This is a genomic window from Mycobacterium sp. WUMAC-067 (assembly GCF_020217485.1).
Taxonomy (GTDB): domain Bacteria; phylum Actinomycetota; class Actinomycetes; order Mycobacteriales; family Mycobacteriaceae; genus Mycobacterium.
This window is the reverse complement of the sequence record NZ_JAEKMI010000008.1, coordinates 26,715-51,935: the sequence shown is the minus strand read 5'-3', so window position 1 is coordinate 51,935 and position 25,221 is coordinate 26,715. Positions and strand designations below refer to the sequence as shown.

27 protein-coding genes are annotated in these 25,221 nt (G+C 64.0%); 19 read left to right on the top strand and 8 right to left on the bottom strand.

What is annotated here, in order from left to right:
- Positions 1-106 precede the first annotated feature (106 nt).
- The 8 genes from JF781_RS07855 to JF781_RS07820 are packed head-to-tail and all read left to right on the top strand — an operon-like array spanning position 107 to position 6,836.
- A complete protein-coding gene (locus JF781_RS07855; protein ID WP_225327045.1) occupies positions 107-1,279 on the top strand; it encodes a cytochrome P450 in 1,173 nt (390 codons plus the stop codon).
- Complete coding sequence (locus JF781_RS07850) at positions 1,279-2,478, top strand: acyl-CoA dehydrogenase family protein (RefSeq protein WP_225326994.1); 1,200 nt, start codon at positions 1,279-1,281, stop codon at positions 2,476-2,478. Before JF781_RS07855 ends, JF781_RS07850 begins: the two co-directional genes overlap by 1 nt.
- Positions 2,475-3,050 carry a MaoC family dehydratase N-terminal domain-containing protein gene (locus JF781_RS07845; RefSeq protein ID WP_014711341.1) on the top strand — a complete coding sequence of 192 codons (576 nt, stop codon included), beginning with the start codon at positions 2,475-2,477 and terminating at the stop codon, positions 3,048-3,050. The genes JF781_RS07850 and JF781_RS07845 overlap by 4 nt, the downstream gene beginning before the upstream one ends.
- Positions 3,050-3,463, top strand: a complete 414-nt coding sequence (locus tag JF781_RS07840; RefSeq protein ID WP_225326995.1) for a Zn-ribbon domain-containing OB-fold protein — start codon at positions 3,050-3,052, stop codon at positions 3,461-3,463. Before JF781_RS07845 ends, JF781_RS07840 begins: the two co-directional genes overlap by 1 nt.
- Positions 3,464-3,483: 20 nt before the next feature.
- Positions 3,484-4,593: an acyl-CoA dehydrogenase family protein gene (locus tag JF781_RS07835; protein ID WP_225326996.1), complete on the top strand. Its 1,110-nt coding sequence runs from the start codon at positions 3,484-3,486 to the stop codon at positions 4,591-4,593.
- Positions 4,590-5,042 carry a MaoC family dehydratase gene (locus JF781_RS07830; RefSeq protein WP_225326997.1) on the top strand — a complete coding sequence of 151 codons (453 nt, stop codon included), beginning with the start codon at positions 4,590-4,592 and terminating at the stop codon, positions 5,040-5,042. Before JF781_RS07835 ends, JF781_RS07830 begins: the two co-directional genes overlap by 4 nt.
- A complete protein-coding gene (locus JF781_RS07825; RefSeq protein WP_225326998.1) occupies positions 5,039-6,217 on the top strand; it encodes a lipid-transfer protein in 1,179 nt (392 codons plus the stop codon). Before JF781_RS07830 ends, JF781_RS07825 begins: the two co-directional genes overlap by 4 nt.
- A gap of 16 nt (positions 6,218-6,233) precedes the next feature.
- Positions 6,234-6,836, top strand: coding sequence for a TetR/AcrR family transcriptional regulator (locus JF781_RS07820; RefSeq protein WP_225326999.1), 603 nt, complete (start codon positions 6,234-6,236; stop codon positions 6,834-6,836).
- A gap of 203 nt (positions 6,837-7,039) precedes the next feature.
- On the opposite strand, the gene JF781_RS07815 is transcribed toward JF781_RS07820, so the two are convergent.
- Positions 7,040-7,948: a helix-turn-helix domain-containing protein gene (locus JF781_RS07815; RefSeq protein WP_225327000.1), complete on the bottom strand. Its 909-nt coding sequence runs from the start codon at positions 7,946-7,948 to the stop codon at positions 7,040-7,042.
- Positions 7,949-8,035: 87 nt separating this feature from the next.
- Between JF781_RS07815 and JF781_RS07810 the strand changes: the two genes are divergently transcribed.
- The 7 genes from JF781_RS07810 to JF781_RS07780 are packed head-to-tail and all read left to right on the top strand — an operon-like array spanning position 8,036 to position 14,377.
- A complete protein-coding gene (locus JF781_RS07810; RefSeq protein WP_014384318.1) occupies positions 8,036-9,274 on the top strand; it encodes an alkyl sulfatase dimerization domain-containing protein in 1,239 nt (412 codons plus the stop codon).
- Positions 9,271-10,020 carry an SDR family NAD(P)-dependent oxidoreductase gene (locus tag JF781_RS07805; protein ID WP_225327001.1) on the top strand — a complete coding sequence of 250 codons (750 nt, stop codon included), beginning with the start codon at positions 9,271-9,273 and terminating at the stop codon, positions 10,018-10,020. The genes JF781_RS07810 and JF781_RS07805 overlap by 4 nt, the downstream gene beginning before the upstream one ends.
- Positions 10,017-11,222 carry a sulfotransferase gene (locus JF781_RS07800; protein WP_225327002.1) on the top strand — a complete coding sequence of 402 codons (1,206 nt, stop codon included), beginning with the start codon at positions 10,017-10,019 and terminating at the stop codon, positions 11,220-11,222. The genes JF781_RS07805 and JF781_RS07800 overlap by 4 nt, the downstream gene beginning before the upstream one ends.
- 1 nt (position 11,223) lies before the next feature.
- Entirely contained in the window at positions 11,224-11,988 is a 765-nt protein-coding gene (locus tag JF781_RS07795) for an SDR family NAD(P)-dependent oxidoreductase (protein WP_225327003.1), read from the top strand.
- Positions 11,989-12,013: 25 nt separating this feature from the next.
- The gene (locus JF781_RS07790) at positions 12,014-12,826 is read left to right on the top strand and encodes a sugar phosphate isomerase/epimerase (RefSeq protein ID WP_225327004.1); all 813 of its coding nucleotides are present in this window, start codon (positions 12,014-12,016) and stop codon (positions 12,824-12,826) included.
- A 58-nt stretch (positions 12,827-12,884) separates the two neighbouring features.
- A complete protein-coding gene (locus JF781_RS07785; protein ID WP_225327005.1) occupies positions 12,885-13,370 on the top strand; it encodes a VOC family protein in 486 nt (161 codons plus the stop codon).
- On the top strand, positions 13,367-14,377 hold the full coding sequence (locus tag JF781_RS07780; protein ID WP_225327006.1) for a zinc-binding dehydrogenase: 1,011 nt from the start codon (positions 13,367-13,369) through the stop codon (positions 14,375-14,377). Before JF781_RS07785 ends, JF781_RS07780 begins: the two co-directional genes overlap by 4 nt.
- Before the next feature lie 113 nt (positions 14,378-14,490).
- Here JF781_RS07780 and JF781_RS07775 read toward each other — a convergent pair whose 3' ends face one another.
- The 4 genes from JF781_RS07775 to JF781_RS07760 form a co-directional block, all read right to left on the bottom strand.
- The gene (locus JF781_RS07775) at positions 14,491-14,664 is read right to left on the bottom strand and encodes a hypothetical protein (protein WP_225327007.1); all 174 of its coding nucleotides are present in this window, start codon (positions 14,662-14,664) and stop codon (positions 14,491-14,493) included.
- An 18-nt stretch (positions 14,665-14,682) separates the two neighbouring features.
- Positions 14,683-15,915: a cytochrome P450 gene (locus JF781_RS07770; protein ID WP_225327008.1), complete on the bottom strand. Its 1,233-nt coding sequence runs from the start codon at positions 15,913-15,915 to the stop codon at positions 14,683-14,685.
- Positions 15,912-17,144 carry a CaiB/BaiF CoA-transferase family protein gene (locus JF781_RS07765; RefSeq protein WP_225327009.1) on the bottom strand — a complete coding sequence of 411 codons (1,233 nt, stop codon included), beginning with the start codon at positions 17,142-17,144 and terminating at the stop codon, positions 15,912-15,914. Before JF781_RS07765 ends, JF781_RS07770 begins: the two co-directional genes overlap by 4 nt.
- A 134-nt stretch (positions 17,145-17,278) precedes the next feature.
- Positions 17,279-17,755 carry a nuclear transport factor 2 family protein gene (locus JF781_RS07760; RefSeq protein ID WP_255641388.1) on the bottom strand — a complete coding sequence of 159 codons (477 nt, stop codon included), beginning with the start codon at positions 17,753-17,755 and terminating at the stop codon, positions 17,279-17,281.
- A gap of 168 nt (positions 17,756-17,923) precedes the next feature.
- On the opposite strand from JF781_RS07760, the gene JF781_RS07755 reads away from it, so the two are divergent.
- The 3 genes from JF781_RS07755 (at position 17,924) to JF781_RS07745 (ending at position 21,328) form a co-directional block, all read left to right on the top strand.
- Complete coding sequence (locus JF781_RS07755) at positions 17,924-19,537, top strand: class I adenylate-forming enzyme family protein (RefSeq protein WP_225327011.1); 1,614 nt, start codon at positions 17,924-17,926, stop codon at positions 19,535-19,537.
- Positions 19,538-19,729: 192 nt separating this feature from the next.
- Entirely contained in the window at positions 19,730-20,509 is a 780-nt protein-coding gene (locus JF781_RS07750; RefSeq protein WP_225327012.1) for an SDR family oxidoreductase, read from the top strand.
- Between the two features lie 15 nt (positions 20,510-20,524).
- A complete protein-coding gene (locus JF781_RS07745; RefSeq protein WP_225327013.1) occupies positions 20,525-21,328 on the top strand; it encodes an SDR family NAD(P)-dependent oxidoreductase in 804 nt (267 codons plus the stop codon).
- Between the two features lie 16 nt (positions 21,329-21,344).
- Here JF781_RS07745 and JF781_RS07740 read toward each other — a convergent pair whose 3' ends face one another.
- Both JF781_RS07740 and JF781_RS07735 read right to left on the bottom strand, forming a co-directional pair.
- Entirely contained in the window at positions 21,345-21,563 is a 219-nt protein-coding gene (locus JF781_RS07740) for a hypothetical protein (RefSeq protein ID WP_225327014.1), read from the bottom strand.
- Between the two features lie 10 nt (positions 21,564-21,573).
- A complete protein-coding gene (locus JF781_RS07735) occupies positions 21,574-22,812 on the bottom strand; it encodes a cytochrome P450 (RefSeq protein WP_225327015.1) in 1,239 nt (412 codons plus the stop codon).
- Positions 22,813-22,943: 131 nt separating this feature from the next.
- Between JF781_RS07735 and JF781_RS07730 the strand changes: the two genes are divergently transcribed.
- Positions 22,944-24,002 (top strand): dihydrodipicolinate synthase, encoded by a 1,059-nt coding sequence (locus JF781_RS07730; RefSeq protein ID WP_225327016.1) that lies wholly within the window; start codon positions 22,944-22,946, stop codon positions 24,000-24,002.
- Here the strand turns inward: JF781_RS07730 and JF781_RS07725 are convergent.
- Positions 23,994-25,136, bottom strand: a complete 1,143-nt coding sequence (locus JF781_RS07725; RefSeq protein WP_225327017.1) for an ABC transporter substrate-binding protein — start codon at positions 25,134-25,136, stop codon at positions 23,994-23,996. The genes JF781_RS07730 and JF781_RS07725 overlap by 9 nt on opposite strands.
- Positions 25,137-25,221: the final 85 nt, after the last annotated feature.

Sequence of the window (25,221 nt, the reverse complement as noted above, 5' to 3'; positions counted from 1 at the left end):
GATCTAGCTCTCCTGTAGACAGCATGGAAACGGACATTCTTGCTCCATCTGTCCGGCCAGCCCCCAGTGTCAAGGAAGGCATGCTGTGCCCACTACTAAAGTTCCCTTGCACTCTCCGGACTTCTACGCCGGCGATCCCTACCCGGTCTACCGGGAACTCCGCAACACGACGCCAGTGGTGTGGAACGACGTCACCAACTTCTGGGCGCTATTGAAGTACGAAGACGTCCGCTACGTTTCGGGCCACCCACTGACCTTCTCGTCGACGAAGGGCATCACGATTCCGGATCCCAGCCAGCCTGAACCCGTTCAGGAAGGCAACCTCATTTTCACCGACCCTCCCCGCCACCGGCAGCTCCGCAAGCTCATCAACTCCGGCTTCACGCGCCGGCAGGTGCAGTTGCTCGAGCCCAAGGTGCGCCAGATCGTGAAGGGCATCGTGGACAGTGTCGAGCCGTCGCGAGAGTACGAGTTCGCCGAGGAGATCGCCGCGCCCCTTCCCACCCGGATGATCGCCGAGATGCTCGGTGCCCCACCCGAAGACTGGGAGCAATTCCGCGCGTGGTCGGACGCGGCGGTCGGCACCGCCGACCCGGACATCGAACTGGACTCGATCGTCGCGCTCGGTGAGCTGTACGAATACTTCACCAAGCTCATCGCCGCGCGGCGCTCCGGCGAGGTCAGCGGGCAGGACGACCTGCTGAGCATCCTGGCCGCGGCCGAGGTCGACGGCGAGCGGCTCACCGACGCGGATCTGCTCAACTTCTCCTTCCTGCTGTTGGTCGCCGGCAACGAAACCACGCGCAACCTGATCGCGTTGGGCACGTTGGCGCTGATCGACCACCCCGACCAGTTCGCGCTGCTGCGATCGGACCCGTCGCTGCTGCCCAGCGCGGTCGAGGAGATGCTGCGATACACCAGCCCGGTCACCCACATGGCCCGCCGCGCGACCGAGGACGTCGAGATCCGCGGCCAGCAGATCAGGGCGGGCGACACAGTGGTCATGCTCTACGGCTCCGCCAACCGCGACGAAGAGATCTTTGGGCCCACCTGCGAAGAGTTCGACATCACCCGTAATCCCAACCCGCACATCGCGTTCGGGGCCGGGGAGCACGCGTGCCTTGGCGCCCAGCTCGCGCGCCTGGAAGCCAGGGTGATGTTTGAGGTGCTACTGGGCGCCTTTCCCACGATCGAGCTCACCGGTGACGTGACCCGGCTGCGCGCAACCATGGTGCCGGGCGTGAAACGCATGCCAATCCGACTGGGGGCGGGCAACTGATGGACTTCGACTACACGCCCGAACAGGAGCAGCTCCGCAAAGATTACCGGACGCGCCTGGAGGCGGTGATGACCCCGGAGCGCCGCGCCGCCGTCGCCAACCTCACCGAGGGCGGCGCCGCGATGACCGAGTGCCGACGCGCTCTGGGCGATGCCGGGTTGCTGGGCGTCGCCTGGCCGGTCGAATATGGCGGCGGCGGGCTGACCGCGTTGGAACAGTACATTTTCTCGGAGGAAGCGCGCAGGGTCAATGCACCGTTGCCGTTTGTCACCCTGAACACTGTGGGCCCCACGCTCATTCAGTACGGCACCGAGGAGCAGAAGGCCAAGTTCCTCCCCGCGATCCTCAAGGGCACCGTTGATTTCGCGATCGGTTACTCCGAGCCCGGCGCCGGGAGCGACCTCGCCTCGCTGCGGACCACCGCGGTCAGGGACGGCGACGAGTTCGTCATCAATGGTTCGAAGATGTTCACCAGCGGCGCGGAGTTCGCCGACTACATCTGGCTGGCGGCGCGCACCGACCCAACCGTCAAGAAACACAAGGGAATCACCCTGTTCATCGTGCCGACGGACTCGCCCGGGTTCTCCTGGAAGCCGCTGCACACCATGCCGGGGGTGTCCACGTACTACACGTTCTACGATGACGTCCGGGTACCCGAGAGCGCCATCGTGCTCGGCGAAAACCAGGGTTGGACACTGGTGACCAACCAGCTCAACCTCGAACGCGCCGCCCTCGGCAACCTCGGTGCCCTGGAGCCGCTCTTCGCCAAGACGCTCAAGTGGGCGTCGACGACACCGCTCGACGACGGCATGGTCATCGATCAGCCCTGGGTGCAGCAGGCCCTGGCCCGGGTGGAAGCGCAGGTCGCCGCCTACCGGCTGCTGAACCTGCGCGTGAACGCGACGATGAGTCCGGGTGCCCTCGGGATGGGCGAGGCCTCGGCGACAAAGGTTTTCGGCACCGAGCTCACCCAACAGGTTGCCCGCGAACTGCTCGAAGTCGTCGGACAGGCGGGTGTCCGCAAGGACTCGGCAGCTCCGCTCAAGGGCGAGCTGGAAAGCGCCTACAGGCTGGCGGTCATCAACACATTCGGCGGCGGAGCCAACGAACTTCAACGCGACATCATCGCTATGGCCGGCCTTGGGATGCCCCGCGCACCCCGAGACGTGCGGGCCTCCGGAGAGGGGAAATCCACGTGACAGAGCTAGCCAAAGATGACCTGCGCGAGCGCCTCGACGCGTTGATCGGGACGCCCACCGACGGAGTCGGCAGACCCTCCCGCGCCCCCGATCCGGTGAACGCCGCGATGATCCGGCACTGGGCGTACGCGTTGGACGACATGAATCCCGCCTACCTTGATCCCGAGTTCGCGGAGAACTCCCGCTACGGCGGCCTGGTTTCCCCGCCCGTGATGCTGCAGAGCTGGACGATGCCGCCGCCCAAGCTCGCCGGCATCCATGAGCGCGGCGGCGTGCCGATCGAGATCAAGACGAACCCGCTGCAATTCCTCTCCGACGCGGGTTACACGGGCATCATCGCGACGAACTCTGAGTTCGAGATCGAACGCTATCCCCGCGTCGGTGACGAGATCACCGGCGAGACGGTGTTCGACTCGATCTCCGACGAGAAGACGACCGCGATGGGCAAAGGATTCTTCGTCACGTGGGTGACCACCTACCGCGATCAGAACGGCGAAGTCATCGGCCGCCAATGGTTCCGCACGCTGCGATTCAAGACGGGCGGGGCCCCCGCCGGAACGGCTGGGGACTGATGGCGACCAGACTTGCTCCGTCGATCAGCCCGGACACCGAATTCTTTTGGTCGGGCCTCAAGGACCACAAGCTGCTGATCCAGCGCTGCGCCGACTGCAAGACGCTGCGGGTGCCGCCCCGTCCGATGTGCGGAAATTGCCAGTCGCTCAACTGGGATTCCATCGAATCGACCGGGCGCGGAACGGTTTACAGCTTCGTGATGCCGCAATACCCGCCGCTCCCCTTCCTCCAATACCCCTATGTCGTGGCACTGATCGAGCTCGACGAAGGCGTCCGCATCGTGTCGAACCTGTGCGATATCGAACCGGCGGCCATCGACGTCGGGATGCCCGTCGAGGTCTTTTACGAGAAGTTCGAAGCAATCCCGAGCGGGGACGAGCTGGTGCTGCACCAGTTCCGGCCCGCGCGCTGAACACGAGGCACCAGGCGAACATGGATTTTTCCTTCACCGAAGAACAAGAGACCGTCGGCAAGGTGGCCCGCCAGCTCTTCGAGCACCGCGCCACCACCGAGCAGCTCACCGAGTTCGAATCGGGCGAGATCCGTTTCGACCCCGCGCTGTGGCGGGAGCTGGCGTCGTCGGACTTGCTGGGCATCGCGCTACCCGAATCCGTCGGCGGCAGCGGTGGCAGCTTCCTCGACCTCGGCGTGCTGCTCGCGGAGGTCGGCTGGAGCGTTGCGCCGGTTCCGGTCTATGCGACCCTGGTGCTCGGCGCGGATACGATTGCGCGGCATGGTGACTCGACTATCCAGCAACAATACCTGCCGAAAGTGGTCGACGGCAGCACAATCCTGACCGCTGCGCTCGCCGAACCGGGAAGCTCCGACCCGGCCGTCCCACGCACCACCGCACGGCCCGATGGAGGCGCCTGGATCCTGGACGGCGTCAAGGAGCTCGTGCCCGCCGCCCAGCTTGCCGACGCCATCATCGTCTCGGCCCGAGCCGACGACGGCCCTGGGCTGTTCGTCGTCGAGACGGCCACCGAGGGCGTCGTCGTCACACCGGCAATAACCACCAATGGTGAGCCCTACGCTGACGTCGAACTCTCCCATGCTGTCGGACATCGCCTCAACGGGTCAAGCGGTGCGGATGCCGTCGGCTCGCTCTACACCAGGGCGCTCGTCGGCCTATGCGCGATGCAGGTCGGCGTGACCGAACGCGCCCTGAAGATCGCGGCGTCGTACACCAGTGAACGCGAGCAGTTCGGTAGGCCGATCGGTTCATTCCAGGCCGTGCAGCAGCGGCTGGCCGATGCATTCATCGACGTCGAGGCGATTCGATGGACCACCTGGCACGCGGCGTGGCTGATCGCGGAAGGACGGCCCGCGGTCCGCGAGGCCGCCATCGCCAAATTCTGGGCCGCTGAAGCGGGAGCCCGGGTCGTCGCATCAGCCCAACAGGTCCACGGCGGCATGGGCATCGACGTCACCTACCCGCTGCACCGCTATTTCCTGTGGGCCAAGCAGATCGAGCTCGCGCTCGGCTCTGCCCCCCAACAACTCGCCCGGCTCGGCGCAACATACCCGGAAGGAAGCAAATGACCTCCACCGTCGACCGCACCACCACGCTCGCATGGAATTCCATCAACGTTGGCGACGAAGTCACCCCGATGGACGTTCCGGTGACCACCACACTGATCGTGGCAGGCGCCATCGCATCCCGTGACTACATGCCCGTACACCATGACCGCGACTTCGCGAATTCCCAGGGATCCAAAGACATCTTCTTGAATATCTTGACGACCAACGGGCTTTGCGTGAAGTTCCTCCATGACTGGGCGGGCCCCGAGGCGATGATCAGAAAGTTGTCCATCCGGCTCGGCGTACCGGCATACCCGAATGACCCGATGCGCTTCACGGGATCCGTCACGGACAAATCGTCGGGCGACGGCGAAGGATTCATCGAGGTCACCTTCAAGGGCACCAACAGCCTCGGCGACCACGTCTCCGGAACCGCGGTGCTCAGCTTGCTCGAAGGCGTGGATGCATGAACAGGGACTCCAGCGGGATTGGCGGCAAGGCCGCCCTCGTCGGGATCGGACAAACCGAGTTCTCCAAGGAATCGGGCCGCAGTGAGATGCAACTGGCCTGCGAGGCAGTCAAAGCCGCCATCGGCGACGCCGGCCTTCGTCCCGCCGACATCGACGGCATGGTCACCTTCAGCGTCGACGACAACGAGGAGATCGAGGTCGCCCGCAATGTCGGGATCCGGGATCTGACTTTCTTCACCCGGGTCCCACACGGCGGTGGCGCGGCCGCGGGAACGGTGATGCAGGCCGCGATGGCGGTCGCGACGGGCGTCGCAGAAGCGGTGGTGTGCTACCGCGCCTTCAACGAGCGCTCCGGATTCCGCTTCGGTGGTGCCGGCCGCCAGCCGGGCGTGACTCCGCTATGGATGGCACCCTATGCGCCGTTCGGGTTCATGACGCCGGCCGCGTGGGTGGCGTTGCACGCTCAGCGCTACATGACGACATACGGCGTCACCAACGCCGATTTCGGCAAAATCTCCGTCATCGACCGCAAGCATGCCGCGAAGAACCCCGACGCCTGGTTCTACCAGAAGCCGATAACCCTTGAGCAGCACCAGCAATCGCGGTGGATCATCGAACCCGTGCTGAGATTGCTCGACTGCTGCCAGGAAAGCGACGGCGGCGTTGCCATGGTGGTGACGAGCGTCGAGCGCGCCCGCGACCTGGCCAAGCCGCCCGCCGTCATCGCAGCCGCCGCGCAAGGCGCCGCCTACGACGGCGAGGTGATGACCAGCTACTACCGCGAGGAGATCACGGGCCTGCCCGAAATGGGCGTCGTCGGCGACAAGCTGTGGCGGGATTCCGGTCTTAAACCGCAAGACATCTCGACGGCCTTCCTCTACGACCACTTCACGCCATTCGTCTTCACTCAACTCGAGGAGCTCGGATTCTGCGGCCGCGGGGAAGCCAAGGACTTCGTCTCGGTCGAAGAACTGTCGCTGGGCGGCCGGATGCCGATCAACACCAACGGTGGACTGCTCGGCGAGGCGTACATCCATGGCATGAACGGGATTACTGAGGGCGTCCGGCAGGTGCGCGGCACGTCGCACAATCAGGTGGCCAACGTCGAACACGTGCTAGTCACGTCGGGTACGGGCGTTCCGACGAGCGGACTGATCCTCGCACCCGATCACTGAGCGCGGAAAGTTTCAGATGACGTACGCGACTGGGGTCGACACCCGCGAGGTGCTCATCTCGGCCGCGTTCGCCTGCTTCCGCACGCAAGGATTGCGGAAGACGACGATCGTCGACATCGTGCGCACCGCAGAAGTCTCCAGGAGCACCTTCTACGAGTACTTCCCGGACAAGGAGACGATTGTGGGGGCTTGTGCGGAGGCGGCGTCTCAGCGCTTCTATCGCAGGCTGGCCAAGGCAATCGACCGCCATGGCGGCAGCACCCTGGAGGAAAAACTGGTCCGGGCGGGCGTTTTCGTCACCCAGGCCCGCCGGGTGGTGGAGCCAGAATCCTATTTCGACCAAGAAGTAGTCAGCCTGATGTTGACCAAGAACGCGTCGACCCTCCTACAGGAATGCGGCGAGTTTCTTGCGCCGTACGTCTCCGCCGCACGGCTGACGGGCGAGGTCCGCGGTGACCTCGACATCCGGTCGGCAACGGAGTGGTTTGCGCGAATGCTGTTCTCGCTGTTCACGACTGAATCGCCGTATCTTGACATGAGTGACGACGACGTGGTCGCCGACTTCGTCCGCGCCCACGTCGTGCGGGGATTTCTGAGTGACGGACTCAAGAGGCGCTAGTGTCGTGAGTCGTTAACCCGCATTCGGATAGTTGGCTTGGCCTGTGCCGGGCCCTGCTGCTGCGGCTGTGGTTTTGTCTAGCGCCTAGCGTGAGCAGTTGAGGGCGTGGACCCGCCGTGAACTACTGCAAGCGAATTGACTCACGACACTAGAAAATCCGGTCAGACGGTCAGCTCACACGGGAGTTTGTCCGGTGCCGGCATTTACGTCGCCTCGTAGCGAGCGATGACCGTTTCGAGTTCGGCGGCGGCGTGACACATCCGCTGACCTAACTCCTTCACGGCGGTCGCTTCCAGCGACGCGAAGGGGATCGCCGAGGCCGACATGACGACCGCGCCGTCGGTGTTCCGCACCGGAGCCATCACCATGGCCACTTCATTCAATTGGCCAGGGTGAAGCTCCCTGGTTAGGAAGTCGACCACGGTGCCGTCGGCGATGGCAGTGGCGAGGCTGGTGGTCACGATGTCGATGTCACCATGCCCGCTCAGCGCTTGAAGCGCAGTGTGCACCCGCAGCCATTCAGGGCTCAGACGCTCGATGGCGTAGCCGCGGTCGCGTACGTCCGCCAGTACTTCGTCCATACGAGAACGAAATTCGGGCGTCGCCGATTTCAAGCGTGCGAGCCAAGCCCCATGCGTTTGGTCATCGGCCCACGCGACGAACTCGCGGCCGAAAGGGGCCAAAAACGGGATGTGGAAGCCGAGGCCTACCTGGGCAGCCGTCGCCGTCTGGCCAGCGGTCTCGATCACCGTCATGTCGGTTCCGTTGCGCCGTACCAGCAGAACCTGCATCTGAAGTTCAGTCGCCAGTTCGGCCAGGCGGCCCCGGACGAGACGTCGTCCCGCTCCGGAGGGACGAGCCAATGCCTCGATGGCCGGGCCGCAACTGAATTGACCAGTCTCGGGGTCCCGAATTACCCAGTCGTGAACGGCCAGTGCATTCAGCACTGCGTGTGCGGTCGCTCTGCTGATTTCCAACGCTCGGCCGACTTCGGTGACCGTGAAGCAACGGTCGGGGGCACCACCCAGCAGGCTCATGACGGCGACCACCCGATCGGTGGGTGGCGAAACGGATTGACGCGGTTGGGAATCCAAGGTTACGCTCGGTGTCATGATATCGATGCTATATCGAATATTCGATATAGCATAGTCCGGCCCGCTGAACCACGCCGCGCGGCTGGCGGAGAGGAAGTACGGCGTATGGGGTCAATTCATCACCGCCGACCCGGCGTCGAGGCGATTGCTGCCGCATCGGGTCAGCCAGCGACATCGCTGGGCGATGGCATCTGGATGTCACCGGGAGTGTCGAACACCTATGCCGTAGAGACCGGCAGCGGGCGGATCATCATCAACACCGGAGTTTTCTACGAGGGGCCACTGCATCGCGACGCCTACCAGGCGGTGCCGGGGCCGACCCACACGATCATCGTCACGCAGGGCCACGCTGATCACTGGGGCGGAGCGGCCGCGCTCCGAGACCCAGACACGGCGGTGGTGATGCACGCCAACTATTACTACTGGCGCGACGACAACGAACGACTAATGCCGGCCCGTGTGCGCAACACCGCCTTCGCCTTCGAGAAATTCACCAGAGCCACGCTCGAACACCTCAAGGACGTCGACATGTCGCTTTTCGACATGTCTTTTCCTGAACCGACTATCACGTTCGATCGTCACCTTGGTCTGAACGTCGGCGGAAGGCAAGTGGACCTGCACTGGACGCCCGGAGGCGAAACCACCGATGCGCTGGTCGCATGGTTACCAGACAGCCGAGTCCTGTTCACCGGTAACCTGTTTGGCCCGCTGTTCGGTCACGTCCCAAATCTCGTGACGATCCGCGGTGATCGGTATCGCGATCCGATCCAGTACATCGAGGCGCTCGATCTGGTGCTGTCCCTGCAGCCCGATCGCCTCATCACCGGGCACTTTGACCCCATCGAAGGTGCGGACCTTATCGCGACCGAGGTCACCGCCATGCGCGATGCCATGCAGTGGGTACACGACCGCGTCATCGATGCCATGGTGTCGGGCTCCGATATCTACAGCCTGATGAACGAAATCCGCCTGCCCGAACGTTTCGACGTCGGCGAGGGTTACGGGCGGACCACGTGGAACTCCCGCGCCATCTGGGAGCTCTACGGCGGCTGGTTCCACCACCGCTCCACCACCGAGCTGTTCCCCATCCCGCCGTGGTCGGTCGCGCCAGACGTCGTGGCGGCCGCTGGCGCCGAACGGCTCGTCGCGGCCGCCCGCTCGCGTTTAGATGCCGGCCAGGCGGTCGAGGCGCTGCACCTAACCGATCTAATTCTGGCCGGCGACGACACCAATGCGGCCGCCAAGGACGTCGCCATTGCCGCACACGAGCGCCTGCTCAGCGATGCAGACAACTTCTGGGTGAAGGCCTGGATCCAGCACTCCATCAAAGGATTATCGGCATGAACGCGGTCACCTTCGACTTCGTCGGCGCCAAGGTTCTCGTCACCGGTGGCACGAGCGGTATCGGACAGGAGATTACCACCCAATTCGCCAAAGCGGGTGCCGCCGTGACCATCACCGGGACCCGTGCCTCCACCGAAGACTATGACGACGACCTGAGCGCATTCACCTACCGGCAATGCCAGATCCGCGACGAAAAATCGGTCGACGACCTCGCCGAATCGCTTGGCGAACCGGACATCCTGGTCAACAACGCGGGCGGCCCCTTCCCGGAGTGGAAGGATGAATGGACCCCCGAGGGCTTCGCCCTATCCCTGACGCAGAACCTCTTCGGCGCGATGCGTTTGACTATGGCATGCGAGGGTCTGCTCAAGAGCAGCACGGCACCCGGCGGAGCCAACGTCGTCAACACCACCTCAATGTCGGCGTTCCGCTCGGCGATCCTGTCACCGGGATATGGATCGTCGAAAGCGGCACTCACCGCACTGACATGGAATCTCGCGCGACGCTGGTGCAACGACGGCATCCGCGTCAACGCCGTCGCACCTGGCCTCATCCACACGCGACTGAGTGACCCCGGTATCAACCTCCCGCAAGTCGTCGACGTCGAAATCGGATTCCATACTCCGCTCGGGCGTCCGGGAAAGCCTGAAGACTGTTGGGCGGCAGTGCTATTCCTCTGTAGTGAACCGGCCAGGTACATCACCGGAACCACCATCGCCGTCGACGGAGGGTACCTGACGGTATGAGCACCGACACGCCGCCCGCGGTGGATTACCGTGCGGTCCGCAGCCCCGATGACGTCCTGCGCCTCGCGCAGCAGCGCAGCGGTTTACACGAAATCGATTCCGATTCTTGGCGGGAGGGGTTGGCGATCCTGCTCGACGAAATTCACTCCTCGCCGCTGGTCACCGACTCCGGTCGCGAATACCTGATCAGCAACTTCGCACGGGTCCTAGCGAGCCGCCTGGAAGTGCACGACTACGCGAAGCGCCACCCCGAAGTGCGCGAGCAGGAGATCAAACGGCCCCTCGTCACCCTTGGGATGCCGCGCACAGGTACCACGGTGATCAGCTATTTACTGGGCGAAGACCCCGCACGCCGCTCGCTGTTGCACTGGGAGTGCATCCACCCGGTGCCGCCCGCGACCACTGCGACTCTGAAGAGTGACCCGCGATGCTTGGCCATCCTCGAAGAGCAGAAGGTGATGCTGAAGATGGCGCGGAAGGCCAAAGTTGCTATCCCGCACTGGGAAGACGCCGATGGTCCGACCGAGGACATGTTCATCCACGCCGCCGATTTCCAGGCCCTGTCGTGGGAATCATGGCAGCCCACTTCTCGATACTCCGAGTGGCTCATCGGCGAAGCGGACATGACAAGCACTTACGAGTATCAGAAGTTGGTGCTGCAAATCCTGCAGTCGAAGGCGCCTGGCACCTGGAACCTGAAAATGCCGTCGCACGCGGTGCACATCGAAACCCTGCTGACCGTGTTCCCCGACGTGCGTATGATTTGGGCCCATCGTGACCCGTTCAAGGCCACGGGTTCGCTGTGCAACCTGCTGATGATGCCCCAGCAGGTGGTGATGCATGAAGCAGACATCGATCGGCGCGCGCTCGGCCGCAAGGCCACCGATCAGATGCGCGCGCACGTCACCCGCCCGCTTCGAGTCCGCGAACGAATCGGAAATGACCGCTTCTTCGACATGTATTACTCGGAGATGATGCGTGATCCGATTTCAGTGATGCGCAGTCTGTACGACTGGGCCGGCGATGAACTCACCGATGACACCGTTCAGCGGATGCGTCGATGGCTTGCCGAACATCCTCAAGATCGGTTCGGTTCTGCCGCCTACTCATTGGAGCAGTACGGCTTGACCGTCGACGGGATCCGGCCCGTGTTCGACGAGTACTTAGCCGCCTTCGACATCGAGCTTGAAGGGACTCCGTGACATGCCCGGGACTGGTGCGAACATACCCGGACGCAGACGAGTCCTGGTGACCGGCGCGGCCACGGGCATCGGCGCGGCCATCGTCGACGTCTTCGTGAATTCCGGCGCCGACGTCGTCGCCACCTTCCATGAGGCGCCGGCCCCCGAGCGCTCCCCAGCCTCCTGGCTTCGCTGCGACGTCACCAGTGTCACCAGCGTGGACGCGACGGTCGACGCAGCGGCGGCAGCCATGGGGGGCTTGGACGCCGTCATTCATGCCGCCGGCCTGTGGCTACCGGGCATCGCGGGAACGATCACCGACGCGGACATCGATCGGCTCGTGTCGATCAATGTGCGCGGGACCATCCACGTCAATCAAGCCGCCCACCGGGTCATGCAGGGCTCAGGAGGCCGGATCATCAATTTCGGCTCCGCAGAAGCGGTCATGGGCAGTCCCATCTCGGCGGTCTACGCGGCGACGAAGGGAGCGGTACACGCGTGGACGCGCTCCGCCGCCAAGGCCTGGGGCAGTGAAGGCATCACCGTGAACGCGATCGCGCCGGCGATGCAGACGCCCGGAGCCGACCGCCTGCGTAGCTTTCTCGGTCCGGAAGGTTCGGCGTTCATGGACGAGAACCTGAAGTTGGCCATCCCATTGCGCGGAGCCCTCGGCGACCCGGCCACAGACCTTGCTCCGCTGCTGGTTTTCCTAGCCGGCGAGGGGTCTGGGTTCATCACCGGTCAACTGCTCGCCGTCGATGGCGGCCTCATCATGCTGGGCGCCTGAGAAATCACACCGATCGGAGTACACCATGGACCGGCTGGGCATCGAATTCCTGAGCATCTTCGGCATGCCGCCACTCGAATTCATCTCTCTCACCGCGGAGTTGGGCTGCCACTACATCTCCACGGCGCTGTACGGGGTGCCGCTGCCCGAATTGGGTTACCCGACGTATTCGCTCAAGGACGACACACGTCTGCGGCGTGAGGTGATCGCCGCCCTGGCCGATACCGGGGTGAAGATCTCGTTGGGCGAGGGACTGCTGATCCTGCCCGAACGCGACTCCGCCAGTCTGGCAGCCGATCTCGACCTGATGGCCGAGCTCGGCGCCGAGCAAGTCAATGTCGTGAGCTTCGAGCCCGATCTACGCCGAAGTTGTGACGAGTTCGCCGCGATCACCGAGATGGCTGCCCAGCGTGAAATGAATACCGTCACGGAGGTCGTGCCAGGCTTCACCGTCGGAGACCTCCGCACGGGCATGACGGTGGTCGAGTACGTCGATCGGCCCGAATTCCGCCTGCTGATCGACACCATGCACATCGCCCGGTTGGGCGCACGGCCCGCCGATCTCGCAGAAATTCCGCCGGCCTGCATCGGATACATCCAGCTGTCCGATACCACTATGACCAGCCGATTCGACGACTACAACTTCGAGGCCATGAACGAGCGACTGGTCCCGGGTGCCGGTGAGGTGCCCCTGAAGGAGTATCTGGCCGAGCTCCCCAAGGACGTCGTCGTGGGCCTGGAGATGCCGCAACGCGAAGCGGCCCTCGCCGGTACCGGAGCGGCCGCACGACTGCGTCCCGGCGTCGAAGCAGCGCGCGAACTACTCGCATCCATCTGATGACCGTCTCACAACGCGCACGAAGAAAGGCAATGAAAATGGAAGAAGGGCAACGAGAATGAAGGCAGACGATCTGTACCACTGCGGACTCGTCGTCGAAGACTTCGACGCCGAGATGGCTTTCCTCACCGACGTAGTCGGTCACCGGTGGACTCAGGCTTTCGAGGTGGACCAGACGGTCGAACTCGACGGCCGGGTCGACACCATCCCCCTACGGCTGGCGTTCTCGCTGACCGAACCACGCCTGGAACTCGTCCAGGCCGTTCCCAACACCCTGTGGACCCCTTCGACCTCGGGCCTACACCACCTCGGATACTGGTCCGACGACATCGATGACGACATCGCGGCGCTGCGAGAAAATCACTTTGCTGTCGAGGGGCGGGGTCTGACCCCCGACGGCGAAACGCTCTGGGCGTACTGCAAAGGACCGATCGGTCCCCGGATCGAACTCGTCAACCGCGTGATGCAGCCCGTAATGGAGAGCTTCTTCGCCATGGGGGCGGCCGATCCCGCGCGCGTGGACGGCGATCGGCCGATGCCATGAAGCAAGCGACAGTCATTGCCGTCGGCGAGACCGGGTTACTCGACGTTCCGAAGCCGCAAACCGGACCGAACGACGTCCTGTTGCGAATGCGTGCCTGCGGCGTGTGTGGGTCCGACGGGATTTACATATCCATGGGCGGGGTCCCACCTGTGCAGGGCCGCATGCCTCTGGGCCACGAACCCGCCGGTGAAGTCGTCGAGGTGGGCGCGGACGTCGTAGGGATCCAGGTCGGGGATCACGTGGTCGTCAACCCGATGAGCGCCCCGAGCGGCATCATCGGAAACGGCGGCACCACAGGGGCGTTGGCACCGTACCTACTCATCGAGAACGCGGCGCGGGGACGCAGTCTCGAGGTGATACCCGAGCACGTGCCGTGGGAGGTCGCAGCGCTCAACGAGCCCATGGCCGTCGCCCTACACGGCGCCAATCGCTGCAACCCTCGAACCGGAGACAAGGTCGTCGTCTTCGGCGCCGGACCGGTGGGCCTCGGCGCAGTGCTGGCGTTCAAATCGCTCGGCGTGGGCCACGTGGTGGTGGTCGACCCAATCACCGGCCGCCTCGACAAGGCGCTGCAGGTCGGCGCCGACGCCGTGATCAATCCCGCCGAGGAGGACGTCGCCGCTCGCCTCTCGGAACTGCACGGCGAGGGCGAATCAATGTTCGGCGGTCGGGTCGGGACCGATGTCTACCTCGACGCTGCGGGCGCGAAAGCCGTCGCCGACACCGTCCTGTCGGTGGCGAAGCGGGGCGCGCGATTGACGATCGTGGGCGTCCACAAGGAACCCGTGTCCGTGGAGCTGCTCAACGTGATGGGCAACGAAATCGAGATCGTCGGATCCTGCGGGTATCCAGACGAAATCTTCGAAGTGACAAAGGATCTGGTGACCAACTGGCAGAAATACGCCGTCATCGTCAGTCACACGATTCCGTTCGATGACGTCGAGGAGGCATTGCGGCTGGCGGCCACCCCCGGCGCCGCGGACAAGGTCGTCGTGACGTTCCCCTAACGTTGCGCGCGATCATCTTTGGGATTCGATCGCGGCGAGCAAGCCTGTCCCAGGCCTCCGCTCAAGGCCGCTGAGTTGCACCGATTGCTCGGCGAATAACCGACTTGCGGCGATCACGACGCGCTCGCGGTTGCGTTTAGCGTCGGTGCGCGGGAGGCACCGCGTGAATGAAATCGACCGGGGCACTTGTGTCTCGCGAGCCGCCCGTACAGCCACGCCAGCAATTCTCCGGCGATCTCGTCGCCGGCGTCGGCGAGGTCGGCCAATTCGATCACCGTCTGGCCCATGTCGGCGTCCGCAACACTTCATCTAGTTCTGCGCACGGGCACATTGGACCACCCGCAAACATTGGACATTGCCACCCGCCGCAACCCGCTGCGATCGACTTCGTACTCGGGGAGGAGATCGAGCAGCGCGCCTAGGGCGATGCGACTCTCCATCCGCGCCAACGCCGCCCCCAAACAACTGTGCACGCCGTACCCAAAGGCGAGATTGAAGCCCATCTTGCGCTCCCTGTCGATGTCGAGCCGATCGGGATCTGGGAACATTCGCTCATCGCGCGTCGCTGAACCTGTGACGAGCAACACGGCGCTGCCCTCGGGAATTGTCTTGCCGTGCAACGTCACATCGCGGGTGGCGGTGCGGACCTGGTACTGCGACGGCGCCTCGTAACGCAACAGCTCTTCGATCGCGGCCGGAATCTTGCTACGGTCCTTCTGCAACTTCTGCCACTGGTCGGGAAAGTCGGAAAAGGCGACCATGGCGTTGCCGACGAGCTTGGTGACGGTCTCCGCCCCCGCTCCCCCGAGCATGGTCGCAAATCCGGTGATATCCACATCGGTGAGCTTCTCGATCTGCCCGTCTCGCTCGATCTCGGTCTCGATGAGCCGGCTGATCATGTCGTCGCAGGGTTCGGCACGGCGCTTCTGCACCAGGTTGTAGTAATAGATCCCCGTCTTCGTCGAGGCCTCGAAACCCTCTGCAGTGGTGGCGATCTCACCTGGACGGCGTTCGAGCAGCAGATCGAGCCAGAGACGAATCTGGTCGCGGTCCTGCTTCGGCACTCCCAACATGGTGGTGATGACCTCGTTCGGAAACAAGGCCGAGAAGTCGGCCACCACGTCGAAGGAGGACGGGTCGAGCGCGTGGATGCGCACGTAAACCTTCTCGCGCACCATGTCTTCCAGTGCTGCAATGGCACGGGGGGTGAACACGTTGCTCACCAGCCGGCGCATCTTCTGATGTTCGGGCGGGTCCATCGAGATGATCACCTTGGGCACCGGCAGCGCATCGTCGTGCGCCTGCACCATGTCCAATGTCGCGCCCTTGGCGGAGGAGAACGTTTCGTGGTCTTTGGTCGCGGACGCGACGTCGTCGTAACGGGTCAGGGCCCAGAAGTCCCACTTCGCGTTGTAATAAACGGGAGCCTCGTCGCGCAGGCGACGGTAGGTGTCGAACGCTCCATTGAAGAAGTCCTCCGAAAACGGGTCGAAGTCGACAGGACTCTCAGAAGCGATCTGCGACGGCGTCGCGCTCATAGAATGGCTCCAATTTCCTTGTAGTTCGCGATGGTGTCCCAGTCCAAGCCGGCCTCCATCAACACCTCTTCGGTGTGCTGGCCGTGTTCCGGCGCCCCCGGCGGAACAACGGCCCGCTCGTCGAACTGGACCGGGTTGGTGGGCAGACAGTACGTCGAACCGTTCATCGTGGCGGTGTTCGCGATATAGCCGTTCGCGGTCACCGCTGGGTCATGGCAAAGTTCTCCCGGTGTCTGCACCACTCCCCAGGCGCCCGAAATGTCGGCCAGCTGTTCGCGCCATTCGGCCAGTGTGCGTTGGGCAAACACGTCGTCCATGCGCGAGATGAGTTCCGTTCGGTTGGCGAATCGTGATGCGGGATCGGAGAATCGCTCATCACCGACCAGTTCGGGTAGGCCGATGGCGCGCATCGCTTCGGCGTAGAACTTGTCGAGTTGCAGCATCATCAGCTGGACATAACGTCCATCCTTGGTGCGGTAGGTTCCCACCAACGGGTTGGGCGCGTCGGCGTGGCTGTAGTTCGGGATCGAGCTGCCACCGTGGATCTGGCTCACGGCGACATCGGGACTGAGGTTCCAGGCCGCCAACCCGAGCAGGGAGACATCCACAACCGACCCCTGACCTGTGGTCGCCTTCTTGTACAACGCGGCCGCAATCCCGCCTGCGATCGCCATGCCCCCGAGGAGGTCTCCGAACGCGGGTCGCGACCGCACCAGCTCGCCGGCACCGTCGGTGAGCACGGTGGCGATGCCGCCGCGCGCCCAGTAGGAGACGCCGTCGTAGCCGGGTTTGTCCGAATCCGGGCCCTTGGGGCCGTGGCCTGACCCGCGCACGTAGACGATGCCTGGGTTCGCGGCTCGGATGTCATCGACGTCGATGCCGAGCTTCTTGCGGCGGCTCGGCAGATAGCTGGTGAGGAACACGTCGCACGTCGCGGCAAGCTTACGGATGACGTCCTGGCCGCCGGGAGTATTCAGGTCGACGCCGATCGACTTCTTTCCCCGATTCGGTATCTCGATCATGTAGTTGACCGTGCCGCCGCCCTCGTCCACGATGCCCATCGTGACGAGGCCACGCTGTGGGTCACCGCCCTCGCGCGGCTCCACCTTGATGACCTCGGCGCCCCACTCCGCCAGCACGGCGCCGGCCGACGGCACGAAAGTCCACGCGGCAACCTCTAGGACGCGGACGCCACTGAGTACTTTGTCGGCGGAAATGACGGCCTCCATTGATCGCGGTGGTACAGGTGCGAGCGCACCGACAGGTAAGCAACGGCGGAAACGCCTGCTTGCATTCAGTGAGAATGTCAGTTTCGCACGGATTTGTAAACCGCGTCGAAGCGTGAGGCAGCCAGCACCGAACGTTATGGGCGCGCCGAGAGCCGTTCGGGCAACGCAGGATCTCCGTCGGCCCAGAAGTCCCGCCACGTCGGCATCCGGTGAGGCATGGCCGCACGCAACCGAACGTCGGCAGGCCAGCGCATGAACTCCGGGCCCGGGCGCTCCGTCACATCGACCGAGTACCAAGGGTGTTCCCTTCGCTTGACGAAGCACCACTGACCGTCGCGACGCTCGTAGACGTCGTCATATCGCATCGTGATCACGAACCACCCGTCGCCGTCCTCGTGTTCGGCGCGGCAATACACCGATCCGATCGCGTGGTCAGCGTCGACGAAGTCGAATTGGTGGCCGCAGATCAGATGGATGCTGCGATAGAACCGCCGAAGCACCCTGTCGTACCAACGCTTCAGTGCATCTCTGCCCCGACCCTCGGCACCCGCATCGACGTCGTCGACGAACAACGCCACCAGGGCACCGAGATCTCGCGCGTCGAGGGCCATCGCGTACCTGCTGGGCAACTGACTGATCGCGAGGCACGATTCGGTCCGGTCCAATCGATCGACTATGTCGCGATTCCCCGATTCTGTGACCATGGCGAAATTGTAAGCGGGGAGCGAGCTGCGAGAACCAATGTTCTCGTTTTTCGCAAATGCTACTATCCTGCGGACATGCCGTTCCCGAACATCTTGCCCACGATTCCTGCTCTGGTGAGGTCCTGCGCGGCACGTTTCGGGGACAAGCCGTTCCTCATTGCCAATGGCCAGGTACTCACCTATGCCGATCTTGACCGCCGCTCGGCCGCGCTGGCGATCTCCCTGTTAGCGGAGGGCATCGGCAAGGGTGACCACGTCGGAATCTTGATGCCCAACAGCATCGACTGGGCGTTGGCGTGGTTTGCCACCACGCGCATCGGCGCGGTGGCCGTTCCGCTCAATACCTTTTACAAGGCGTCCGAACTCGCCTGGACCGCGCGCCACGCTGACCTGCGCGCGATCTTGACGTGGTCACGGTTCCGCAATCACGATTTCGTCGCGCGCCTGCAGGAAGCTCTGCCAGGGCTGGCCGATCAGCGTGAGCCAGGCCGCATCGCGGTACGAAAAGCACCGTTCCTGCGGACCGTCGCGGTCTGGGGATCATCCGATCAGGTGTGGACGACGCCGATCAACGGCGATGGCGACGTGTCGGCCGGCGACGCCGACTTCCTCGTCGACGTGGAACTGTGTGTAACGCCGGCCGATGACGTGATGATCATCTACACCTCGGGCAGCACCGGGGATCCGAAGGGACCCGTCCACACTCAGGGCACGCTGGTCCGCCATACCTACAACCTCACTTTCACCTACGGCGTCAGCCACGATGACGTGATGTTCACCGCCATGCCCTTCTTCTGGGTGGGAGGTTTGATCACCGGATTGAATGCCGTGATCCACCACGGGGCAACCCTGGTCACCCAGCCCGCCTTCGATGCCGCCGAGGCCCTCGAGCTCATCGAGCGCCACCGCGCGACGATCACACTGGGCTGGCCCCAACAAGGCAAGTCCCTGGCCGAACATCCCGACTTTTCGGTGCGCGATCTGAGCTCGGTGCAACGCACCAGCATGCCCGCGATGGTGCCGCCCTCGCGGCGACCCAAGGGCCCCAATGCATTAGGGATGACGGAACTGTGCGGCAACCACATCGGGGTCGACCCCTACGTGCCGCAACCGCCCGACCGGTCCGAAACAGGCGGCGTATCGATCGAAGGGCTGCAACATGTGCTGGTCGACCCCGACACAGGACTGCCGGCGCCTCTCGGCACGCCGGGCGAGATCTGGGTCCGCGGATACTCATTGATGCAACGCCTGTACAAGCGTGAGCGCGAAGAAGTGTTCACCCCCGACGGCTACTACCGCACGGGCGATTGCGGCGTCGAGTACGACGACGGTTGGATCAGGTTTACCGGCCGGTTGGGCGATCTGATCAAGACGGGTGGCGGCACTAATGTCACACCCAGCGAAGTTGAACGGGCGCTATCCGACTGCGACGGTGTGCTCGAGGCGTACGTGGTCGGCGCCGAAAGCGATGAGTACGGAACGGTGGTCGCCGCCGCGGTGGTCCCGCGCGGTGAATCCACGCTGGACGGCGAGTCCTTGCGGACGCAACTGCGTGACCGGCTGTCGGCGTACAAGGTGCCGAAATTCATTTGGGTCACTGCAAAGCAGGACCTCCCGTTCACCGCGACAGGAAAGGTTAAGAAGTCGCAGCTGGCGCAACAGCTCAGCGGCCTGCTGGCGCGCCGCTGAGGGGCGATCGATTGGGCGACGCAATAAAACCAGCCGCAGTGAAAACGTCGATCCTTATATGCGCGAATCACAACTTCGGTCCAGTTCGCCATTCGCGCCGACGGGACGTATGCGAGAGAGGCAGAAGATGACGGGCAGCGCCGAGATCGCCGTAACGCCGTCATTCATGAAATCACCCAAAGGAGGCAGAGAATGAGCGACCGGCACTCCACCATCGCGGGGACACGAATGCTGATCATTGGCGCGTCGTCCGGGATCGGACAGGCGCTGGCCCTCGCCGCAAACTCCAGGGGCGCCACGGTAGCACTCGCCGCGCGACGGGTAGACCGCCTGGCAGAGCTGGCCGATCGGCTCGGCGGATCGGCTCATGAGCTCGACGTATCCGATCCGCGCGCCATCGAATCCGTCATCAGCGATGTTGCTGCCAAATTCGGGAAACTCGACGCAGTGGTATTCACCAGTGCCGTGGTGCCGTTCGCGTTGATCGAAGAGACCGATGTGGACACGTGGCTGCACGCATACGCCGTCAACGCTGTCGGTGCCTCCCACGTACTGCGGACGGCCCTCCCCCACTTGGCCGACAACGCCACGGTCGTCGTCGCGTCGAGCCACGACGTAGGCAGTCCCCGCGCGGGTGTGGCCGCCTATCATGCGAGCAAGGCCGCACTCGACGAGATCCTGCGCTCCTGGCGGGCCGAACATCCCGAGATCGCCCTGATCCGCGTCAGCGTCGGCCCCACGTGTGACACCGAAATCCTGCGCGGAGCCGACCGTGACCTGCTGGCCGATCTATACCGAGCCTGGGCGCGTGGCGGCCAGATTCCGGACGAGATGTCCACGGTCGAAGACGTGGCCAACGCAATGCTTTCCCTCATCGCCATTTCGCACGCCAACCCCACAGTGGTCAGCGAGATCGTTCACCTGGCTCCCCGAATCATTAAGAGCCAGCCGACTTTCACTGGCAGCGCATAAAGGAAGGACTGCTCGATGGACCTAGGTTTCGACGGTGCAACGGCGGTCGTCACCGGAGGCAGTAAGGGGATGGGGCTGGCGATCGCCGAGAGTCTCGGCGCCGAGGGCGCTTCCGTGGCGATCATGGCGCGCGGCCAGACTGCATTGGACTCGGCTGCGAGGCAAATCCGCAGTGCGGGCGCTCCCGAAGTGTTGACGATCACCGTCGACATGTCCGATGCCGAGTCCATCACATCGGCGTTCGCGTCTGTCGGTCATACCTGGGACAGCTTGAATGTCCTGGTACACACCGTCGGACCGAACGCGGGCACATTCGAAGAACTCGACGACGACGACTGGCACGCTGCCTTCGATCTGGGCGCGCTCTCCGCCGTGCGCTCGGTGCGGGCCGCGCTGCCCATGTTGCGATCGGCCGATTGGGCTCGCATCGTCACGTTCTCGGCACACTCGATTCAACGCCAGAGCGCGCGCCTGGTCGCCTACACAGCCACCAAATCGGCGCTGTCGAGCTTCACCAAGAACCTGTCGAAAAGCCTTGGAGAAGAGGGTATTCTCGTCAACTGCATCTGCCCCGGTACCATCGTGACGGCGAGTTTCACCGAGATCTTGCGGGATGTGCTTGCCGCGGAGGGGTTGGACTCATCGGATCCCAAGCACGTGATGACGTGGGTCGAGCGGACGTACGGCCATCCCTGTGACGTCGGCCGTGCCGGATTGCCCGCAGAGATCGCATCCATCACCACGTACCTGGCGTCACGACGAAACGGCTACGTGACCGGGGCCACCGTCAACGTCGACGGCGGATCGGACTTCATCTGATCGCGAACTCACATCGCTAGAGCACCACGTCGGCATCCGTACCGATGATGGCGTTGCGATCGGCGGACGCCAGCACCCCTGCTTCCGGGACCTCGCACAGCGCGCCCGCATCGACCCCGGCTTTGCCCGCGTCGTAGACCCGCACACCGACCAGTTCCAGGTCCGGCCGGCTCATGATGTGCCGCAAAGACATCATCCCGGTCACCCCGGTGGCCCGCTGGATCACGCGAGTCATGTCAGGATTCCTAATCCCACACGACGTCCAGGCGTGGTGGCGAACGAAAAATCGTGCCGCTCACGTAGGGCGGCGGAGCATCGGGGTCGAGCCGCAACCCTGGGAGTTTGTCGAGCAACGCGTTGAAGATCTTGGTGCTCTCCAGCCGCGCCAGGTGCATGCCCAGGCACAGGTGCGCCCCGTGCCCGAACCCGATGTGCGGCTTGCGGTCCCGAAAGATGTTGAAGGACTCGGCATCCTCCCATCGCGTCTCGTCATGGTTGGCGCTGCCGAGGTTGACCATCATCGTCGAACTCTTCGGGATACGGAGCCCGAAAAAGTCGATGTCGGTGGTGACCTCTCGGATGAAGTTGAGCAGCGGCGTCTCCCACCGGATGCCCTCCTCGATCGCCTGCGGCAACAGGCTGCGATCGGCCCGCAGCGCATCGAGTTGGTCGGTGTGGGTCAACAGACCCAACGCGAGGCTGGCCGTCGAGCGCGACGTGGTCTCTGCTCCCGCGGGCAAGAGATTGCGCATGAATCCGTAGATTTGTTCATCGGACATTTTGATACCGTCGATCTCGGCCTGAGACAGGATGGTAACCATGTCGTCCTTTGGCGACTTGCGCCGGTCGGCAAGGACTTCGACGAAGTACTCCTTCATCTCCGCCGAAGCTTTCATCGCCGTTTCCATGTCGGCACGAAAGCCCAGCAGATCGATGGCCAGCCGATGAAACTCACCGATATCCGATTCGGGCAACCCGAGAAGGGCGGCGATGATCCGCACGGGGATCGGCATGAACACCGCATCGACCAGGTCGGCGCGCTTGTCGTCGCGAAACTTCGCGATGGTGCGATCCACAACGGGCCCAACAAGTTCGGTGTCCCAGCGTTTCATCGAGGACCTCGCGAAGGCGAATTCGTGTAACTTGCGGTAGGTCGCGTGCTCGGGTTCCTGCATTTCCAGGATCGTCGGCCCTTGCAGTGGTCGCACCATATCCTCGTAGATCCGGGTGCTGAACGTGATGCTGTCGGTGAAGACGGCTTTGACCGCATCGAACGAGTACGCCGTGAATGTCTTCTTGCCGTCGGGACCATCGTCGGGAACACCCATTTCCGGCCAACCCGGGTGGACGGCCGCCTTCTGGCGCAGCTCGCGCAGCAGCGGGTACGGGGTCGCGTCGCCGTCGGCACCCATTCCCGCGTTGAACTTCGCCTGCGCCGCGCGGATGCGCTGCTCGATGTCGTCGGTAACCGTAGGCTCCGCCACGCGCCACCTCCCGTAAGGCCGCTCAACCTACAAGCTGTCGGTTGCAAACCTACATGATGTAGGTTGAACCAACCAGAACCTCAGAGAAATCCGAAAGCGCAACCTGGAGCGGTCGATTGGTTATCCGAGTCGTGCAATGGGCCACCGGCGCCGTCGGTCGGGCCGCACTGCAAGAGCTTATTGAGAATCCACGTTATCAGCTGGCGGGCGTGCTGGTGTACGACCAGGCGAAGGCCGGGCTCGACGCGGGTGCGCTCTGCGGGCTCCCACCGACGACGGGCGTGTTCGCCACGGCGGACAAGGACGAGATCATCGCGCTGGGCGCCGATGTCGTCGTGCACGCGGCCAGCAAGGCCCATGCCGTCGAGACGAACGCGCAGGACATCTGCCGCCTACTCGTGGCGGGCAACACCGTCATCACCACGACGTCGTACAACCACTTACCCACCTACGGCGTGGAGACCGAGGCGGCGTTCGCAAGGGCCTGCCAACAGGGCGGGTCACGCTTCCACGCCGCCGGCGAGAACCCCGGTTTTATGTTCGAGCGACTCGTTGCGACAGTGACGGGGCTGAGTAAGACAATCGACCGCATCGACCTCTACGAAGCCACCGACGTCTCAGCCGTCAACAGTCGGCCGATGCTCGTCGACCTGATGGGTATGGGCAGACCGCCGGAAGATGTCAGCATTGACTCCCCAATCATCAAGAAGCTCGACATGGCCTACCGCCAGGCCCTCAACGCGACGGCCGATGTCCTCGGGATCACCCTCTCGCACATCGATGTGGCGGTCGACGCCACCACACTGCCCCACGATATCGATGTCCCGGCCGGCAGGATGAGGGCGGGAACGGTTGTCGGGCAGCGTTTCTCGTGGGTTGGCCACTGGTCAGGCCGCCCTCTGCTGGCCATTCACGAGGAGTGGGTGCTCACCCGCGACCTGCCCCAGTGGGGTATGGCTCCGTTGGCGCCCGGTGAGAAGGCGCCGCTGATCCGCGCGGTCACCAAAGGTGAGCCGAGCTTCGAACTCCAGCTCGACGTGGCGTTCGATGGTGTGACGCCGACGGGCCAGCACGCCATGCCCGGTCATCTGATGATCGCGATGGGCGCGGTTCGCGCCATTCCGTACGTGCTTGCCCGACCGCCCGGCATCGTGACCGCACCGGTGTTCGGGGCGATCCAACTAGCGTGACGTAACAGCGACGGCGCGGGCGATGTGGTCGCTGGGCGCCGCGTGGAAAACGTGCGCGGTGCCGTCGGGCAGCACGCGCCGGGCCACGAGATAGTCGGAACCCATCCAGCCCTGTCGAATGAACCGGCCGAACCGCAAAAACGTGCCCGGTGCGCCGCTGGCCGACGGGACGAGTTTCACCTGCTCCATCCCGTTCTTCGCCCCCTCGCCGGTCAGCGGGCGCGCTGCGGCGAGGCCCCGCACGATCACGGTCGCCGCATCATGCGACAGGCCCGGCATCGAGTGTCCGGGCCGCCGACCGTATCGGGCCTCGAAGCGATCGAGGAAGGCCTGCCCGACAGTGTTGCGCTCATCGTAGCTGTCCAGCCCGATCCAGCCGGATAGATGCCGCATCCACTCAGTGCTGATGTGTGCCATTTCGAACGCCGTCGTCGTGTACCGCGGTGGATCCCAGCCGGCGGTCCGGAGCGCATCCGTGAAGCCCCACAGGCCGTGCCCGAACCCGACATGCACCAGCGCGTCGGGTTCCGACGCGCGCAACGCGGTGACCGCCTCGGATTTGTCGGCCTCGACCTGGGGAATCGCCACGGTCGCAACGACCTTCAAACCCGCGGCATCGTAGGCTCTTTGAGCGAAGGCGAGGTACTCCTTGCCGATCAGCGAGGCCTCATACGCGATGGCGATGCGCGATCGACCATCGCCGATCATCACCGCGGCCAGCATCACCGGCTCCTCCGGCATCGAACCGTTGTTCAGAGCGAAGCACCAGTCGCCGAGCGCTCCCTCCGACCCGGACAATGTCAGGATCGGAACCCGCGCGGTGGCCTCGACATGGGAACGCAGCGGCACGACGTTGTCCGATACCCACGGCCCGAAAATGACCAGACAACCCTCCGCCACGAGTTCGTCGAAGGCCCGTTCAACCGCAAGGTAAGTGCCGTTGGGCAGGCCCACCACGTTGCGCGCGACGAGTTCGATCGGCCGGTCGAGCAATCCGGAGTCATAGGCTTCGTCCATCACCAGCCGCAGCGCGGCGAAGGTGTCGTTGTCCATGTCGCCGGAGGTCGGATAGTCATTGAGCAAGCCGACTTTCAGGGGAGCGACCGAACCGTATGCGCGAACCTCGCCTGCCATAGCCGGCAACATACAGCATGGAGGTTGGGCCTAGGGTCCGAACCGTGCTGCGGTGTCGCGCGCTGACGCCGCCACTACCTAGCGC